At 69.8% G+C, this 15,648-nt stretch carries 12 protein-coding genes and 1 pseudogene; 4 read left to right on the forward strand and 9 right to left on the reverse strand.

Annotated elements, in window-relative coordinates; translation table 11 throughout:
- Positions 1-105: 105 nt before the first annotated feature.
- Positions 106-1,047, reverse strand: coding sequence for a DMT family transporter (locus tag CV755_RS10700; protein WP_241561116.1), 942 nt, complete (start codon positions 1,045-1,047; stop codon positions 106-108).
- Positions 1,048-1,120: 73 nt separating this feature from the next.
- Between CV755_RS10700 and CV755_RS10705 the strand changes: the two genes are divergently transcribed.
- Positions 1,121-2,032: a LysR family transcriptional regulator gene (locus CV755_RS10705; RefSeq protein ID WP_109279954.1), complete on the forward strand. Its 912-nt coding sequence runs from the start codon at positions 1,121-1,123 to the stop codon at positions 2,030-2,032.
- A gap of 8 nt (positions 2,033-2,040) precedes the next feature.
- On the opposite strand, the gene CV755_RS10710 is transcribed toward CV755_RS10705, so the two are convergent.
- The 3 genes from CV755_RS10710 to CV755_RS10720 are packed head-to-tail and all read right to left on the reverse strand — an operon-like array spanning position 2,041 to position 5,065.
- Positions 2,041-2,835, reverse strand: a complete 795-nt coding sequence (locus CV755_RS10710; RefSeq protein WP_109279955.1) for an SDR family NAD(P)-dependent oxidoreductase — start codon at positions 2,833-2,835, stop codon at positions 2,041-2,043.
- A gap of 35 nt (positions 2,836-2,870) precedes the next feature.
- Entirely contained in the window at positions 2,871-3,461 is a 591-nt protein-coding gene (locus CV755_RS10715; RefSeq protein ID WP_241561117.1) for a 2'-5' RNA ligase family protein, read from the reverse strand.
- 53 nt (positions 3,462-3,514) lie between these two features.
- Entirely contained in the window at positions 3,515-5,065 is a 1,551-nt protein-coding gene (locus CV755_RS10720; RefSeq protein ID WP_338323641.1) for a family 2 encapsulin nanocompartment cargo protein terpene cyclase, read from the reverse strand.
- Between the two features lie 32 nt (positions 5,066-5,097).
- Between CV755_RS10720 and CV755_RS10725 the strand changes: the two genes are divergently transcribed.
- Both CV755_RS10725 and CV755_RS10730 read left to right on the forward strand, forming a co-directional pair.
- The gene (locus CV755_RS10725) at positions 5,098-6,528 is read left to right on the forward strand and encodes a family 2B encapsulin nanocompartment shell protein (protein ID WP_109279958.1); all 1,431 of its coding nucleotides are present in this window, start codon (positions 5,098-5,100) and stop codon (positions 6,526-6,528) included.
- 123 nt (positions 6,529-6,651) lie between these two features.
- Positions 6,652-7,512, forward strand: a complete 861-nt coding sequence (locus CV755_RS10730) for a geranyl diphosphate 2-C-methyltransferase (protein ID WP_109279959.1) — start codon at positions 6,652-6,654, stop codon at positions 7,510-7,512.
- Positions 7,513-7,661: 149 nt separating this feature from the next.
- Here the strand turns inward: CV755_RS10730 and CV755_RS10735 are convergent.
- The 4 genes and pseudogenes from CV755_RS10735 to CV755_RS10750 form a co-directional block, all read right to left on the reverse strand.
- Positions 7,662-8,889: pseudogene (locus CV755_RS10735) on the reverse strand (transposase).
- A gap of 189 nt (positions 8,890-9,078) precedes the next feature.
- The gene (locus CV755_RS10740; RefSeq protein ID WP_161968661.1) at positions 9,079-9,669 is read right to left on the reverse strand and encodes an SMI1/KNR4 family protein; all 591 of its coding nucleotides are present in this window, start codon (positions 9,667-9,669) and stop codon (positions 9,079-9,081) included.
- 365 nt (positions 9,670-10,034) lie between these two features.
- The gene (locus CV755_RS10745; protein WP_338323642.1) at positions 10,035-10,370 is read right to left on the reverse strand and encodes a hypothetical protein; all 336 of its coding nucleotides are present in this window, start codon (positions 10,368-10,370) and stop codon (positions 10,035-10,037) included.
- 138 nt (positions 10,371-10,508) lie between these two features.
- The gene (locus CV755_RS10750) at positions 10,509-10,973 is read right to left on the reverse strand and encodes a MarR family winged helix-turn-helix transcriptional regulator (RefSeq protein ID WP_109279961.1); all 465 of its coding nucleotides are present in this window, start codon (positions 10,971-10,973) and stop codon (positions 10,509-10,511) included.
- 97 nt (positions 10,974-11,070) lie between these two features.
- Here CV755_RS10750 and CV755_RS10755 point away from each other — a divergent pair, with 97 nt between their 5' ends.
- Positions 11,071-12,177: an epoxide hydrolase family protein gene (locus CV755_RS10755; protein ID WP_109279962.1), complete on the forward strand. Its 1,107-nt coding sequence runs from the start codon at positions 11,071-11,073 to the stop codon at positions 12,175-12,177.
- A 599-nt stretch (positions 12,178-12,776) separates the two neighbouring features.
- On the opposite strand, the gene CV755_RS10760 is transcribed toward CV755_RS10755, so the two are convergent.
- Entirely contained in the window at positions 12,777-15,524 is a 2,748-nt protein-coding gene (locus CV755_RS10760; protein WP_109279963.1) for a discoidin domain-containing protein, read from the reverse strand.
- Positions 15,525-15,648: the final 124 nt, after the last annotated feature.

Raw genomic sequence — 15,648 nt, forward strand, 5'->3', positions numbered from 1 at the left:
GCTTCCTCTCTGCTTCCTCTCTGCGGGCTTGTTGCGAGCTTTCTGCGGCCTTGCCGCGGGCGGCCGTTGGGTCCCTTTCCGTCCTTGCCCGGGGCCGGACGGACGTCAGGCGCGGACGGCCCTTGGTGAGCGATTGTTGATCCACACGGCGCAGATGACCAGGGCGCAACCGCTCAACTGGGCGTAGGTGGGCGTCTCATGGAGGATGACCAGGGCGAACCCGATCGCCATCACGGGCTGGAGCAGCAGCAGCGCCGCCGAGGTGTTGGGCGGCAGCATCGGGCCGCCCTTGCTGATCAGCAGCCAGGCGGCGACCTGGCCGAGCAGCGCCAGGGCGACGATCCAGCCCCAGGAGGCGGCCGGGATGGCCAGTGGCAGTCCGGTGGTCAGCAGGCTGATGACACCCGAGGCGACGGCGGCCGCGGCCGTGGAGACACAGACCGGGCTGACCACATGACACGGTGAGCTGCGGCCGCAGCGCCGGGTGAGATAGAGGTATACGGCGTAGGCGCTGCCCGCGCCGATGCCCAGTACCGTGCCGCGCACCGGATGCCCGTGGTGGGCGCCGGAGTTGAGGACCCCGCCGGCCAGCGCGATGCCGGCCAGCATCAGCGGGCAGGACCACAGAAAGCGGCGGGGGACGGCGGTGCCGTCCAACACCCTTGCCAGCAGCGGGAAGACAATGACCTGGACGTTGATCAGGACGGTGGCGACGGCCGCGCCGATGTCCAGGATGCTCAGTGTCCACATCACATAGTCGGCGCCCAGGAAGACACCGGCGGTCACCGCGTACCGGTTGAGGGAGCGGGACATGCCGCCATGGCGGCGGGTCTCATGGACAAGCATCGGGATGAGCGGCACCAGGGCGATGGCGCAGCGCAGAAAGGCTGCCGTGCCCGCGTTGACGTCGGCGAGCTTGACGAACACCGCGGAGGCGGACAGGCAGGCGGCACCGCCGATGATCAGGGCGGTGGCGGTGGTCCGGTCGGCCCGTTTCCGGGCGTCCGCGGCCAGGACGGGGGCGGAGGTCTGGGAGGCGGCATTCACACACCGCAGCCTTCCCGCACTCAACCCACAGCACTACTTATTGTTTCTTCGCTGAACTCAGTAGCCTGGCTACATGTTGTCGTGGGAGAGGCTCAGGGTGTTCGCGGCCGTCGCCCGGCATGGCTCGGTCCACGCGGCAGCCGAGACCCTGCATGTGACGGCCTCCGCCGTATCGCAGCATCTGCGCAGGCTGGAGCGGGAGTCGGGCTGCAAGCTGGTGGAGCGGGACGGCCGGGGCATCAGACTCACCCATGCCGGACGGGTACTGGCCGCCTCCGCCCAGCGGATGGACACAGTGGCCGCCCAGGCGGGCACGGACCTGGCGGCGATCAGCGGGCTGGTGGCGGGCCCGCTGCGGGTGGGGGCCGTCGCCTCCGCGCTGCGCGCCCTGCTCCCGGAAACCCTGCTGGCCCTGACGAGCCGTTATCCCCGGCTGGTTCCGGAAGTGCTCGACGGCGAAACCGCCGAGCTGCTGCCGGGGTTGCGGGCCGGGCGGCTGGACGCGGTGGTGATGGAGAGCTGGACCCACGCCCCGGCCGCCATCCCGCCGGCCATCCGCACCCAGGCCCTGGTCCATGAGCCCGCGATGCTCGCCGTGCATGAGGCCCATCCGCTGGCCCGGCTCGGTGAGGTCCCGCTGAGCGGCCTGGACGACCTGGTGTGGGCCTGCTGCCCGGAGGGCAGCGACGCCCACCGGGCCCTGGTGCAACTGCTGCGCCGGCACTCGGGTGCGGAGGTACGGGTCCGCTACCGGGTGGCCGACTACAGCACCCAGCTACGGCTGGTGGCGGCGGGCGTCACCGCCGCGCTGGTGCCGCGCATGGCGATACCCCAGGCGCACCCGGGCGTCCGGCTGATCCCCTGCCGGCCCGCGGTCACCCGCACCGTCTGTGTTGCCACCGCGGAACCGGCCGAGACCCCGGCGGTGCACGCCTTTGTCGCCGAGATGATCCGCACCGCCCGGCGCCTGGTGCCTGCGGACTGACCGGATCCTCAGGGCACTTGGGCGATGCCGCCGTCCACCCGAAGGTCGATGCCGTTGATATAGCCGGCCAGCGGGCTGGCCAGAAAGGCCACCGCGGCCGCGATGTCCTCGGCGGTGCCCAGCCGGCCGGCCGGGTTGGGCGCGTACTCGTTCACCAGCCGCGGCTCCAGATCCGACCACCGGGTGGACCGGCCCTCGTCCGCCGCCTCCTGCCGGAACATCGCCCGCATTCCCTCGGTGGCGATCACGCCGGGGCTCACCGAGTTGACGGTGATGCCGGTGCCGGCCAGATGCCGGGCCAGCGAGGTGGTCATATTGACGACGGCGGCCTTGGCCGCCGAGTACTCCACCATATGGGGCAGGGGGGTGGTCGCCGCCCGGCTTCCCACATTGACCACCCGTCCCCAGCCGCGCTCGCGCATGCCCGGCAGCACTGCCCGGATCATGCGGACCCCGGGCAGCACATTGCCGCTCATGGCCGCGAGCCAGGCCGAAGGCTCCGCGGTCTCCCAGGTGTTCTCGGCGAAGGGGCCGGCGTTGTTCACCAGGATGTCGGCCCCCCAGTCCCGGGCTTGACCGGCGACCCGCTCCGCGGCCGCCTCGTCCGTCACATCCCCCAGCACCACCTCCACCGTGCCCCCGGCCTCCCGCAGCTCCCGGGCCACTTCCCCGGCCCGCTCCCGGTCACGGCCATGGACCAGCACCGCACACCCCTCGTCCACCAGCCGCCGGGCGATCGCCGCCCCGATCCCCTTGCTGCTCGCGGTCACCATGGCACGCCGTTGCTTCAGCTCGAGATCCATACGACCGAGGCTAACGCGGGCCCGGTGCCCGGGTGTTACCCCTCCCCCGCCCACCGGACCTCCCCCGTCCCCAGCCCGACCGCCACCCTGGCCCGCATGGGCCCGTCTCCCCGCCGGGCGAGCACCACCAGTTCCTCCACCACCGCCGGCCGCGCGCCCAGCCGGGCCGCGCACTCCGCGGCCAGTGGACGGGGGGCCTGGGTGCGGCCCAGCGACAGATGCGGGGTGAAGCGCCCGCCGCAGAGCGGGAAGCGCAGGGCCAGTGCCCGGTGGAGCCGGGCCCATGGGGCCGGGCCCGCCGCGGCCGGGTCGAGCCAGATCGTGGCGTAGTGCCGATGCCGGAAATAGCGCACACCGGCCAGCCGTACGGCGAATGCCGCGCTCTCCGCCGCCGCGGCGGAGAGCAGCGGTACGGCCCGTGTGAACTCCTCCTCCGGGACAAAGCCGAACAGCAGGTTCACATGCGGCGGCCACCGCCGCACCTGCGGATCGTGCTCCCAGCGGATCTCCTGGATCGCGGGCCAGAGCTCCTGCGGCGGCAGCCAGGCCACGGCCGTCCGGGGCGTCGGCGCCACCTCCAGCGCGTCCACCGGTTCGGCGCCGCCGGGAATCCGGTTGTCGTCCACACCGCCATGGTCCGGGCCGTGCCCCCATGGCGGGAGGCGGCGCGCGGCAGCCGTCAGGGCGAGGTCGCGTAGCGGGTGCCCACATTGCCGGCGTGCCATTCATGGTTGCCGGTCATCCAGTTGTGCAGACCGGTCACAAAGCGGGCGGTGAGCGGATTGGTGACGGACAGGGCGGCGGCCTGTTCCTCGAAGCGGTGGACGATCTCGTTGTGCACCTCGACCGCCTTCTGGAAGGCCTCCTCGATGGAGCACTCCTCCTCGGCGGCGATCACCGTGGGCAGGCTGTAGTGGAAGCGGCCGCTGGCCTGCTCCTTGCGCAGCGAGTAGAGGTCATTGCAGATGGTCGAGGCATTGGAGGACAGGGCGACGGCCCGCTGTACGCCGGGGTCCGCGAAGAGCTGGGCGGGCAGTTCATAGCCGCCGATGGAGTCGGTGAGGGTCAGGCAGGGGCGGAAGCTGTTGAACTGCCGCTGGACCAGGTACTCCCAGACGGCCGGGGTGCGCTGCCGGCTGATGCAGTCGCCCTCGGCGTTGTATCCGAGGTAGAGGTTGGCGATGTCGTGCCGGAAGCGGTGCGCCTGGGCCGGAGTTGCCAGGGCGTAGAAGTAGTCCATGGCCGACCGCATGGAGCGCAGGGCGGGATGGGCCTCGATCCCGGCCCGCCAGTCCGCCTCATAGCGCGGGGTGTTGTGGGCGGGGTCGATCGCCGACTGGGCGACGATCAGTACCGCGCCGCGCCGGTCCGCACTGCCGCCGTACTCCGCTTCGCAGAAGTAGTCGTCCACGGCGTTCTCGCCGATCAGCAGCCGGGCGGCGGCCATCAGATGGTCGATTCCGGGGGCGTCCGGGTGGCAGAGGACCACCGACCGCCCCGCGTCGAATCCGACCAGGGCCTCCCGGAGATCGGTGTCCGGGTAGAGGCCCACTTCCTGCTCGGCCCACTGGACGAGCCGGTCATTGATCTCGTCCGCCAGCGCACGGTCGTCGCGTACCGCGGGCGGGCAGTAGAGCCCCTCGATCCGCTGCGAGGCCGGCCGGGGCCCCGGCTCGGGGAGGGCCGCGAGCGGTGGTGACTGGGCGTCAGGTGCAGGGACCGGTACGGGCTCCGGTTCCATGGCCGGAGTGAAGCGCAGGGATTTCGTTCCCAGCCCGGTCGGCCCGGACAACAGCCGGGAGAGGGACGGGGACGAGCCAACGGGACCCGTCGGTTCATCGGTCGTGCCGGGGATTGGCGCCTTCATCCGCAACTCCGTCCAAGGGGGCTCGACTTGGCTCAGTCCTCGCCGAAGGGATAGCACGCGCCCAGGAACCGGCACAAGGTCGTACACCCCTCGTCCGGGCCCTGACGTGCGGGATCGCCATTCTCCCAACATGCCGGGCACTGAGGCCGGTTCGTCGGATTCCAGCCGTCCTCGGCGGCCATGGCATCCCCTACACGGATGACGGCCGGACCCTCTGAGCACGCCATCCGGACTCCGCGGCCGGTGTCCTGAAATCACGGCGTACATTTGGCCGCCCTCGCCCAACATCGTTGGGCACTGGTTGACTTGGGGCCCGCGGCTCCCGCGGCAGCCCGGCCCCCCATGGGAGCACCGCGCCGACATACGATCCCCGAATCCTCCGGAAGGGAACCGTAATGACGACTGCAACAACGCCGGAACAGCCGGGGCAGGACGAGGGAAACGCGGGCCGGGAGCAGTTGAGCCTCGGTGTGGCGGCCGCCCGTAATCTGGCGACCACCACCAAGACCGTTCCCCAGATGCAGGGCATCAGCTCCCGCTGGCTGCTGCGGATGCTGCCCTGGGTGGAGGTCAAGGGCGGTACCTACCGGGTCAACCGGCGTCTGTCCTATACGGTCGGCGACGGACGGGTGACCTTTGTCCAGGAGGGGGCCGCGGTCAGGGTGGTACCGGCGGAGCTGGGCGAACTGCCCCTCCTGCGCGGGTTCGAGGACCCGGAGGTGCTGCGGTCGCTGGCCGAGCGGATGGAGCAGCGGGAGTACGGGCCGGGCCAGTTGCTCGCGCAGGCCGGCCAGCCGGCGGACCAGGTCGTGCTGATCGCCCATGGCAAGGTCGAGAAGGTCGGCACCGGGAAGTACGGGGGCGAGTCGCGGCTGGGAGTGCTGGCCGACGGCGGGTTCTTCGGCGGCCAGGCGGTGTCCGAGGAGCCCGGCGACTGGGAGTTCACCGCGCGGGCGGTGACGGCGTGCACGGTGCTGCTGCTGTCCCGGTCGGCTTACCAGGAGGTGGCCGGGCGGAGCGAGCGGCTGCGGGAGCATGTCCGGCGCCGCGAGGCCGAGGGGGAGCTTCCCCGGAACAAGCGCGGTGAGGCCGATATCGCCCTGGCCTCCGGCCACAGCGGCGAGCCCGTCCTCCCGGGCACCTTCGTCGATTACGAACTCCAGCCGCGTGAGTACGAGTTGAGCGTGGCGCAGACCGTACTGCGGGTGCACACCCGGGTCGCCGACCTCTACAACGACCCCATGGACCAGGTGGAGCAGCAGCTGCGGCTGACCATCGAGGCGCTGCGCGAGCGCCAGGAGTACGAGCTGGTCAACAACCGGGAGTTCGGGCTGTTGCACAACGCCGACCACGGCCAGCGCATCTCCACCCTCACCGGCCCGCCCACCCCTGACGACTTCGATGAGCTGCTGAGCATGCGCCGCCAGACCAGGGCGTTCTTCGCCCATCCCAAGGCGATCGCCGCCTTCGGCCGGGAGTGCAACAAGCGCGGCCTGTACTTCGGTGACGCGGATGTCAACGGACACCGCCTCCCCGCCTGGCGCGGGGTGCCCATCTTCCCGCTGGGCAAGCTGCCGGTCTCCGCGGAAGGCACCACCTCGATCCTGGCGATGCGCACCGGTGAGGACATCGAGGGTGTGGTCGGGCTGCGGCAGACCGGCATCCCGGACGAGTACCAGCCGGGCCTCAATGTACGTTTTATGGGCATCAACGACCAGGCCGTCATCTCCTACCTGGTCAGCACCTACTACTCGGCGGCCGTGCTGGTCCCCGACGCGCTCGGCGTCCTGGAGAACGTCGAGATCGCCCGTACCGCCGACGCCTGAGCCGGTCCGTATTCCGCCGGCGGCCCCCTGCCGGCCGCCCACCAGCCGCCCACCGCGCCGAGCGTCCCCTCCGCACACCCTCAACGCCCTGGAAGCACCGGCATGTCGTAAGGAGCACCCACCATGACCATCACTCCGGATGCCCCCGCCCAGGTCCTGCGCACCGCCTACCAGAAGGCGGTCGCCGACTACTGGAACAGCGAGAAGGACCCCGTCAATCTGCGCCTCGGCGATGTGGACGGCCTCTACCACCACCATTACGGGATCGGCGACTACGACCCCTCGGTCCTGGAAGGCCCGGAGGAAACCCGCGAGGCGCGCATCATCGAGGAGCTGCACCGCCTGGAATCCGCCCAGGCCGATGTCCTCCTGGACCACCTCGGCCCCATCGAACCCGGACACCGCCTGCTGGACGCCGGCTGCGGCCGGGGCGGCACCAGCATCATGGCCAACGCCCGCTTCGGCTGCCAGGTGGACGGCGTGTCCATCTCCGAGTCCCAGGTGGAGTTCGCCAACGCCCAGGCCCGCAAGCGGGGTGTGGACGACAAGGTGCGCTACCACTTCCGCAATATGCTGGACACCGGCCTGCCCACCGGCGCCCTGCAGGGCATCTGGAACAACGAATCCACCATGTATGTGGACCTGTTCGAGCTCTTCGCCGAATACTCCCGGCTGCTGGCCCATGGTGGCCGCTATGTCGTCATCACCGGCTGCTACAACGATGTCACCGGCGGCCGCTCCAAGGCCGTCAGCCGCATCGACGAGCACTACACCTGCAACATCCATCCGCGCAGTGCCTACTTCAAGGCCATGGCGGCCAACGGCCTGGTGCCCATCAACGTCGTGGACCTGACGGCCCCCACCATCCCGTACTGGGAACTGCGCGCCCGCTCCTCGGTCGCCACCGGCATCGAGGAGCCCTTCCTGACCGCCTACCGCGAGGGCAGCTTCCACTATCTGCTGATCGCCGCGGACCGCATCTGAACGGTCTCCCGCATCCTCGCCCCGGCCGGCGGCGGACGAACACCACCGTCGGCCGGGGCAATGGGCTGCAACGCGGGCCAAGTGCGTGTGGGCAAGCCCGATTGGGCTCCTCCCACGCCTCTGTGCGTGACGTTCAGCTTGTTCTTTATCTACCAAGATCTGCCAGGTTTGCCTATGGCTTTGAGGGTCTCGGGGCGTTTGACGGTTTTGCCGACGTCGTAGCGGGTGGCGGGTCGCCGGTTCTTCGAGCCGAGGGGGCGTCCGGGCCCGGTGCCGGTCGGTTGAGGAGCACGGGCCGGGCAGAGCAGGTGCGCGCGGATGTTCCTGAACCCGCGGCGGACCCGGGCCGGGGTGAGGCTGTCGGGCTTGGCCGGCTTCTCCCAGGGCCGGCGCAGATCGGTGGCCAGCGGCCGGGCGAGACGAAGTTGGGTGTGGGCGACGACCAGGAGCCAGGTCCAGCGGTCCGCCGCCTCGGGAGCACGAAGCTTCGGGGTGGTCCAGCCGAGCGTCTGCTTCCCGAAACGGAACGTGTGCTCCAGATCGAATCTCCTGAGGAACACCTGCCACCACAGGTCCACGTCCGCCGGGGCGGCGCCGGTCTTCGAGGACCACATCCAGCCAGGCCGAACGGTGGGCCAGTCTCGGGTGGACCCGGTCCCACGCCTGGGCTTCGGCCTTTCCCTAGTTCACCGTGTCGGTGGTCGTGATGATCGCCGGTTCGGGCCAAGTCTCGGGCTTGGCGAAGCGGAACTCCGGCCCGTGCTTGGGCGGCCGACCGTTGACGCCGTGCATCCTCCGTGGTTTCGGCAAACGCATCACCCGGTCGCTGCGGATCCGCCCGACCAACTCGACAGGGAGATCCCGCAGCACCCAGGCCAGACGGGTGACGTCGTAGCCGGCGTCCATGACGATCGTGATGGCCGGGTCGCCGGGCGTCCACTGGCCCGCCTCGATGAGCCGTTCGGCCCCTGCCCTCAGCTGGGCGGCGGTGGCCGCGGTCGCGTCATCCTCGGGCCCGAGGCGGACCACGTCCAGGATCCCGGTGTCCGACCTCAGCCACGGCGACACATCCACCGCCAGCACCAGGCGACCACCATCAAAGCGCGGCAAAGGCATGTCGGCCAGCACGGACCGCAACCTGTCGACGTCGATCCGGCCGTGGTTGAGGGCTCCGTACAACGCTCCGTGCCCACGACGATGCTCGGGCACCAGCGTCAGGTCCACCGGCGAGACCACCGGCCCATCGACGCACAGCAGCGCGTCCGTAAGCTCGAACAGTTCGTCACGCCGGGCGCTCAGACACTCGTAGAACTCGCCCCGGAAGCGTGACACCTCCGCGAACGCTTCCCTCCGGACAGCACCAGCCAGCAGACTCACCCTCACCGCCTTCGTCGTAGTCACGTGCACCTTGGTCGGAGCACATGATCAGACGAAGGCCGCCCCAGTGTCCGGCGAATGCCCAGGTGAGCGACCCAGTGCGAGACGTCGTTCGATGCCGGATGCCACAGCGATCCAAACATGCCGAGGCGAGTACGACCCACCGGACTCAACAGCGCGTCCCTCGACTCACCAGTCGATCTCTCCGTCCTCGTCTACGGAGGGATGGGCGACGGAGTCGAGCCAGTCGGTCCGATCGTGGTGTTCCATGGCCTCGGCCACCTCGTGGAGCCAGGTTCCAAGGCTCGGCCACCCCAGGAAGCAGGCATAGTCGGCATGCGGTGCGCGACCGAGATGGTCACGCCACAAGCCCGTGCCCGCGTCGATGAAGTGCTCATCGCCGTCGCCACCAGCGAAGGGGATCCACTGCGTTCCCCACCAAGGGGTCTCCTGCTCGTCCGGATCGTCCTCGCCCTCCCAGATCTCCATACGCCTCTGTCTCACGTCGGCGATTGCATCCGTGGAGTACAGCGGGCCGCACGGCAAGATGCCGAGATAGGACGAATCCCCGTCGTGGCACAGCAGCGACGCGCGCAGATCGGCGGGCAGACGTACGCCCAACGCGACTTCAAGCTGGTCGACGTCATCCGGTGAAGCCGGAGGAGCAAGCTCTGCGAGTCGAGAGGGCGCGTGCCGGGCCAGCCATGTGTCGATGCGCCGCCAGGAGACGGCAACGGGCGGAATCACCGGCGTGATGCCGATCAGAGGCGGCTCAATCATGAGCCAAAGCATCTCACCCGGGTTCAGCAGCAGGCTGAGAGGTGCAGGTCAAAGGCACGGCTCACGTGCTTGGGCGGGCTGGAAGATAAAAAGCAAGTTCAGTGCGTGTCCCACAGCGGCGGTGAACGTTGATGCCGCATGACGGTGAGCCGTCCCCGACCTGCCGGGTCGTCGGGTGGAAAGCCGGTGTCAGCGATGACGAAGACGGCCCTGACAAGGAGCCGGTGAGGACGGAGTAGAGGCTGGACCAGTCGCAGATCGACCGCGCGGTGCAGTGGTGAGGTGGGCTTCGGGTCGAACTGCGCGAGGCGATGGCGTCGCTGCCGAGGGGGTGACCGATAGGGCCATGGAGCCGGCCACCCCTGTCAGGCGCCACCGGCAGCGCGCAGCACCTGGGCGTTGGTGAGCTCCCGGTAGGCCGGGCAGCGGGCGAGCAGTTGGTCATGGGTTGGTCTTGTCGAGGTGCCCGTGCACCGTCGGCCGGGGGACGCCGAACATGTCGGCGATCTGTTGGACAGTCTTCTCCCGCTCGTCATAGAGCCGTTGAGCGAGCGCGGCCTGGCCCGCGGTGCGCCTCGGCCGGCGCCCGCCCGGCCCCGGCCCCGCGCCGAGGCGAGCCTGTCGTTGGTGTTCGCCACGATCAGTTCGCGATGGAGCCCGGCGAGCACGGACAGCATCCCGAACATCGCCCGGTCCTCCATGGTGGAGGTGTCGATGCCCTGCTCGATCGTGCAGCCCGATGCCGCGCTCGCGCAGGTCGGCGCCCAGGGTCACCAGGTTCAGGACGACCCGAGGAGCCATCGACGGGGGCAAGGCTCGGGACGGTGCGAGTGGATGGGCTATTGCGCGCCGTGCGGGGGGTGGTGGTGCTCGGTCAGGACGGCGAGAAGGCGGGTGAGTTCGTCCTGCTGGTCGGGGGTGAGGGGGGCTAGGAGTTCGCGCTGGGCGTCGGTGATGAGCGTATCGAGGCGCTCCAGGCGGTGGCGGCCGGTGGGGGTGAGGGTGATGACGTTGCGGCGGCGGTCGGCGGGGTCGGGTTCGCGGCGGATGCATTCAGCGTCGGCGAGCTCGTTGAGGACGGCGACCATGTCGCTGCGGTAGATGCCGGTGCGACGACTCAGTTCGGCCTGGCTGGCGGCGCCGGCCTCGGCGAGTGCGACCAGCACGGCGAAGTGCCACTTGTGAGCACCTTCGGCGGCCAGGCGCTCGCTGACGAGCCGGTCGGCGGCGAGCGCGGCCCCGGCGAGCAGGCGGCTGGGGATGGTACGCAGCCGGGCCGGGGTGGGGTTGGGGGTCGGGCTCATGGGTGATCCTCCGCCTCTTGTGTTAGTTCCACTAACAGTCTACTTTCATTAGCGCTACGAACGTTTGGACTTCTAACGAATCCCTGGAGTGAAAACCATGATCAAGCCGTTCCGCATCGACATACCCCAGGCCGACCTCGACGACCTGACCGACCGCCTCTCCCGCACCCGCTGGCCGGACGAGGTCGCCGACGCCGGATGGGACTACGGCTTCCCACTGGCGCGGCTCAGGGAGCTTGCCGAGTACTGGCGCACCGGCTACGACTGGCGTGCGCATGAGGCCAAGCTCAATGAGCTTCCGCACTTCACCACCGAGATCGACGGCCAGAACATCCACTTCGTCCACGTCCGGTCTGCGAAGCCGGACGCGCTCGCGCTGATCCTCACCCACGGCTGGCCCGGTTCGTTCCTGGAGTTCCTCGACGTGATCGAGCCGCTGTCGCGCGACTTCCACCTGGTGATTCCGTCCATCCCGGGTTACGGCTTCTCCGGGCCGACTCACCAGCGCGGCTGGGACATCGTCCGCGTCGCGCGGGCCTGGGCCGAGCTGATGCGCCGCCTCGGCTACGAGCGCTACGGCGCGCAGGGCGGCGACTTCGGCACGGGCATCTCCCTGGCGCTCGGCGCGGTGGCACCCGAGCAGGTCGTCGGGGTCCACGTCAACTACCTGCCGACCCGGCCGGACCCGGATGCCGACATCGAACTGTCAGAGACGGATGAAGCCCGGCTGGACAAGGTCAGGCAGCTGATGACGAATCGCCCGCCGTACCAGGCCCTGCAGGCCACCACCCCGCAGACCCTCGGCTACGCCCTGACCGACTCGCCGGTCGGCCAGCTGGTCTGGATCGCTGAGCGTTTCGCACAGTGGACCGACCCTGGCTCGACAATCAGCGACGAGCGGATGCTCACCAACATCTCGCTGTACTGGCTGACCGCCACCGCCGCTTCCTCGGCGCGGCTGCACCGCGAGACTCCGCGGCGGATCGAGCCGTGCCCGGTACCGGTGGGTGTGGCGGTGTTCGCGCACGACATCACGCAGTCGGTGCGACCGCTGGCCGAGCGGCTGTACGACATCAGGCACTGGTCGGAGTTCGAGCGCGGCGGCCACTTCGCCGCGATGGAGATGCCGGAGCTGCTCGCCCAGGACGTCCGGGACTTCTTCCTCACCCGCATCAAGCACGATCAGCAGGTCGCCACCCGCTGAGAGGCACTGCCAGCCGCGAACTGCCGGGCACCTTGGAGCTTCGCGGCCAACAGGCCGTTCGCCCTCACCGAGTCCAGCTGCACCGTCGCGCTCTTGCCCCGACACGGTCAATGGCGACAGCCCCCTTCTCGAACCGCTCCAGCTCCTCCGCCGAGACCGGATCCCGGTACTCACGCAGATCCCGCACCACCGCCAGCGCCGCCAACCCGCGCCTCCTCGCCTTCGACCGGACCGCAGATCGGTCGCAAGCGCTGAGAACGCTTAAGGAATCCCGAAGTTGCGTCACAGGGCAACTGAGACGCACGGGGCCGGGGCGGCGTTCGTCTACGGCGTTTCCGTAACGCCGTCGCGCGACGCCGCCGGAGCGCGACAAGCCCGCACCCGGCACCTCGGTGAACAGAACAACGCCGACTTCGCCATCCCCGATGGCAGCGGATCAGAGCGCTCCCGGCAAGACCGCGGCCCAGCCCTGCCCGACGCCACGACCAGCAGCATCCGCCACCGTCACCCCGCCGAGCACGGGTTCTCCAACACGCACCAGGAGAAGGTCCCCTGCCCGGGGGTGCCGCAGGCAGGGGAAGGAGAGCACGTTTGCCCCGCTAGGAGACGGTCAGTTCGGCAATGCCCGTACGGGACTTGGCAGCGCTCGCGCTGTGGAGCATCACGCGTACATATCGCGCGGACACCGCCCCACCGTGCGGGGCCTCGTGCCAGTGCCGGCCGTCCGGAGAGAGCTGGATCCGGTATGAGACAGGGGCGGGGCCGCTCCAGACGGGGGCGGCCTTGGTGACGCGTACGGTCCTGCCCAGGTCGGTGGTCAGTTCGCCGTCGGGACCGGCGGGGACCCAGGCCGTGGCGGGATTGCCGTCCACGGCGGCGGCCGCGTACATGCCGGGGTCCTCGGAGGAGGCGGTGGCGGCGGTGCAGCGGGCCAGGTTGCCGGTGGGGGTGAGGTCGGGGCGGCGGGTTTCGAGGACGGCCGGGGCCGCCTTGGTGAGGACGCGTTGGCCCTGCGGGGTGTCCAGGGTCATGGGCGCGCCGCCGGTGAGCCGCACGGTGGTGTGCCGGGGGCCGATCCCGATGTCATAGGTACGGCCCTGCCAGTGCAGGCCGTGCAGGGTGACGCCCTGGGCGAGCTGCGGGGGCAGGGTGGGGTCGAGGTGGAGCCGGTCCTGGCGCATGCGCATGCCGGTCAGACCGTTGGTGAAGATCTGCAGGAAGCCGCCCTTGCCGGTGAGGAAGTCCTGGGCCGGCGAGCCGGACAGCGGGTCATCGGCACCCGCCTTGGTGCCGCGGGCCTCCGAGAACTCGGCGAAGGGGCCGCGGACGAACGGCCTTACGGCGCGCTGGAGATAGGTGTAGGCGGAGCAGCCCGGTACACCCGTGGCTGCGGCGTCGATGGCGTGGACGGAGTCGGTCATGGCGGGGCCGTCGGGGTCGGTGCGCTGGGCGTAGTAGTCCAGGGTGTGCTCCGCGGCGTCCTGTGGCATCGGCCACTCCAGGGGGTACATCAGCAGCACCGTGTCGGCCTGTTTGATCCTGCTGCCCCGGTAGCCGTCGTACTGCAGGAAGACCTTGCGCTGGGCGTCGTAGGGGATGCGGATCCGGTCCGCGATCGCGGTCCACTCCCCCGGTGCGCGCTCGCCCAGCAGTTGGGCGGCGTGGGCGGCGTTGCGCAGGGCGGTGACGGCTCCGGCGTTGGTGAAGACCGCGTCATTGACGCCATTGCTGTACTCATCGGGGCCGGCGGTGTCCTTGATGGAGTAGCTGCCGTCGGTGTCGCGGCTGACCCTTCCGGCCCAGAACTGCGCTATGCCCTTCATCACCGGCCAGCCGTGCTCCCGCAGCCAGTTGGTGTCGCCGGTGGCGAGGTAGTACTGCCAGACGGCCAGGGAGATGTCCGACTGGAGGTGTATCTGGGTGCGGCAGTGGGGCGGGTCCACACTGTGGCACTCCTGGGCCAGATCGCCCTTGCTACCGCTGTTCCATGGGTAGAAGAGCCCCGGGTAGCCGAGCTTGCGGGCGTTCTCGCGGGCTCCGGCGAGGGTGCGGTAGCGGTACTCGACCACGGTCTTGGCGAGTTGGGGTGCGGTGGCCAGCAGGGCCGGGTACATCCAGGTCTCGGCATCCCAGAACACCAGGCCCGCGTAGTTGTCACTGGTCAGTCCGGTCGGGGCGATGCTGTTGGCGGCGCCCTCCCGGGTGTTGGCGAGCAGCCCGTACTGCGCGGAGCGTATCCATTCCTGCAGTTGGCGCTGCCCCGGCACCTCGATGTCCGATCGCCACAGCCGGGCCCAGGCGGCGGTGTGGGCGCGCAGCAGGGCGTCCCAGCCGCGCCGGGCGGCGCGCAGTGAGGCGGTGGTGGCGTCCTGGCGTGGCGCGCGCGAGGTCAGGGCGGTGTCCACGCCTATGTACTTGGTGAGTTGGTAGGCATGGCCCTTGCGAACGGGGAAGCTGAGGGACTGTTTGGCACTCAAGTCTCTGGCAACGCCGGCGCGTTGGTCGCTGGATGCGTGGACGCCCTCTCCGGGCCGCAGGGTTGAGGCCACGGCACCGTCGGTGCCGGTGCCGTCCGTGCGGAAGGCCACATCCATGGTCCGGCCGTCGCGGCCGGTGCCCTTGGTGCGGTCGCCGCCGGCGCTCTGGTGGATACGCCGGGCGCCACGGCCGTCCAGCAGATCGGTGACGGTGGCTTCGCCGTTCCAGCGCGGGGTCATGCTCAGCCGTACGGCGCCGGTGTGCGGGTCGTCGCGGTCGGCGAGCACCTCATAGACCAGGTCGGTCTTGCGGCCGTCGGCGGCGGTCCAGGTCAGGGAGGTCCGGACGAGGCCGCAGTGCAGGAAGAGGGTCTGGTGGTATCCGGATATTCGGCCCGGTTTTGTCAAAGAGTTGAAAGTATCGGGGTGTTCGCCACCGGTGCCGACGGTGAGACCGGTCCAGGTCGGCAGGGCGGCGGCGGCCTGCCGGTCCCCAGCGGTCTGCTTGTTGTGGGCGTAGAGCCCGGAGACAAAGGAGCCGTCATAGGCCGGGGTGTAGAGCGGCCAGCCGGTCTTGCCCCCGCCGGCGTAGTAGCCCGCGCCATTGGGCGGTACACGCTGTCCCAGGTAGCCGTTGCCGACATAGGCGTGGTGGATGTCGTCGCTGTTGATACGGGTGCTGTCCAGGGTCCAGCCGTCGCCCGTGCGGCACTCCCCGGAGGGGGCGGCGGGGGTGAAAGGACGGGCGGCGGAGGGTGGTTGCGGCACTTGCGCGGCGGCCGCGGGGGGTACCGCGGCGATGAGTACGCCTGCGAGCAGCAGTGCGCAAAGACGGGCAGGACGCGGCCGCGCGCCGGGAGAGTACGTCATTGTTCTCCGTGGTCTTGATCTCTTCCAAGAGTCCCGCGACCTTAAATTGATGAACGCACAACGTCAATAGGCGTAGTTGTCCGTATGATTCTTGAAGTCATGGGTAGGACTGGCGAGATCCCGG

The organism is Streptomyces orinoci, assembly GCF_003121295.1.
GTDB lineage: Bacteria > Actinomycetota > Actinomycetes > Streptomycetales > Streptomycetaceae > Streptomyces > Streptomyces orinoci.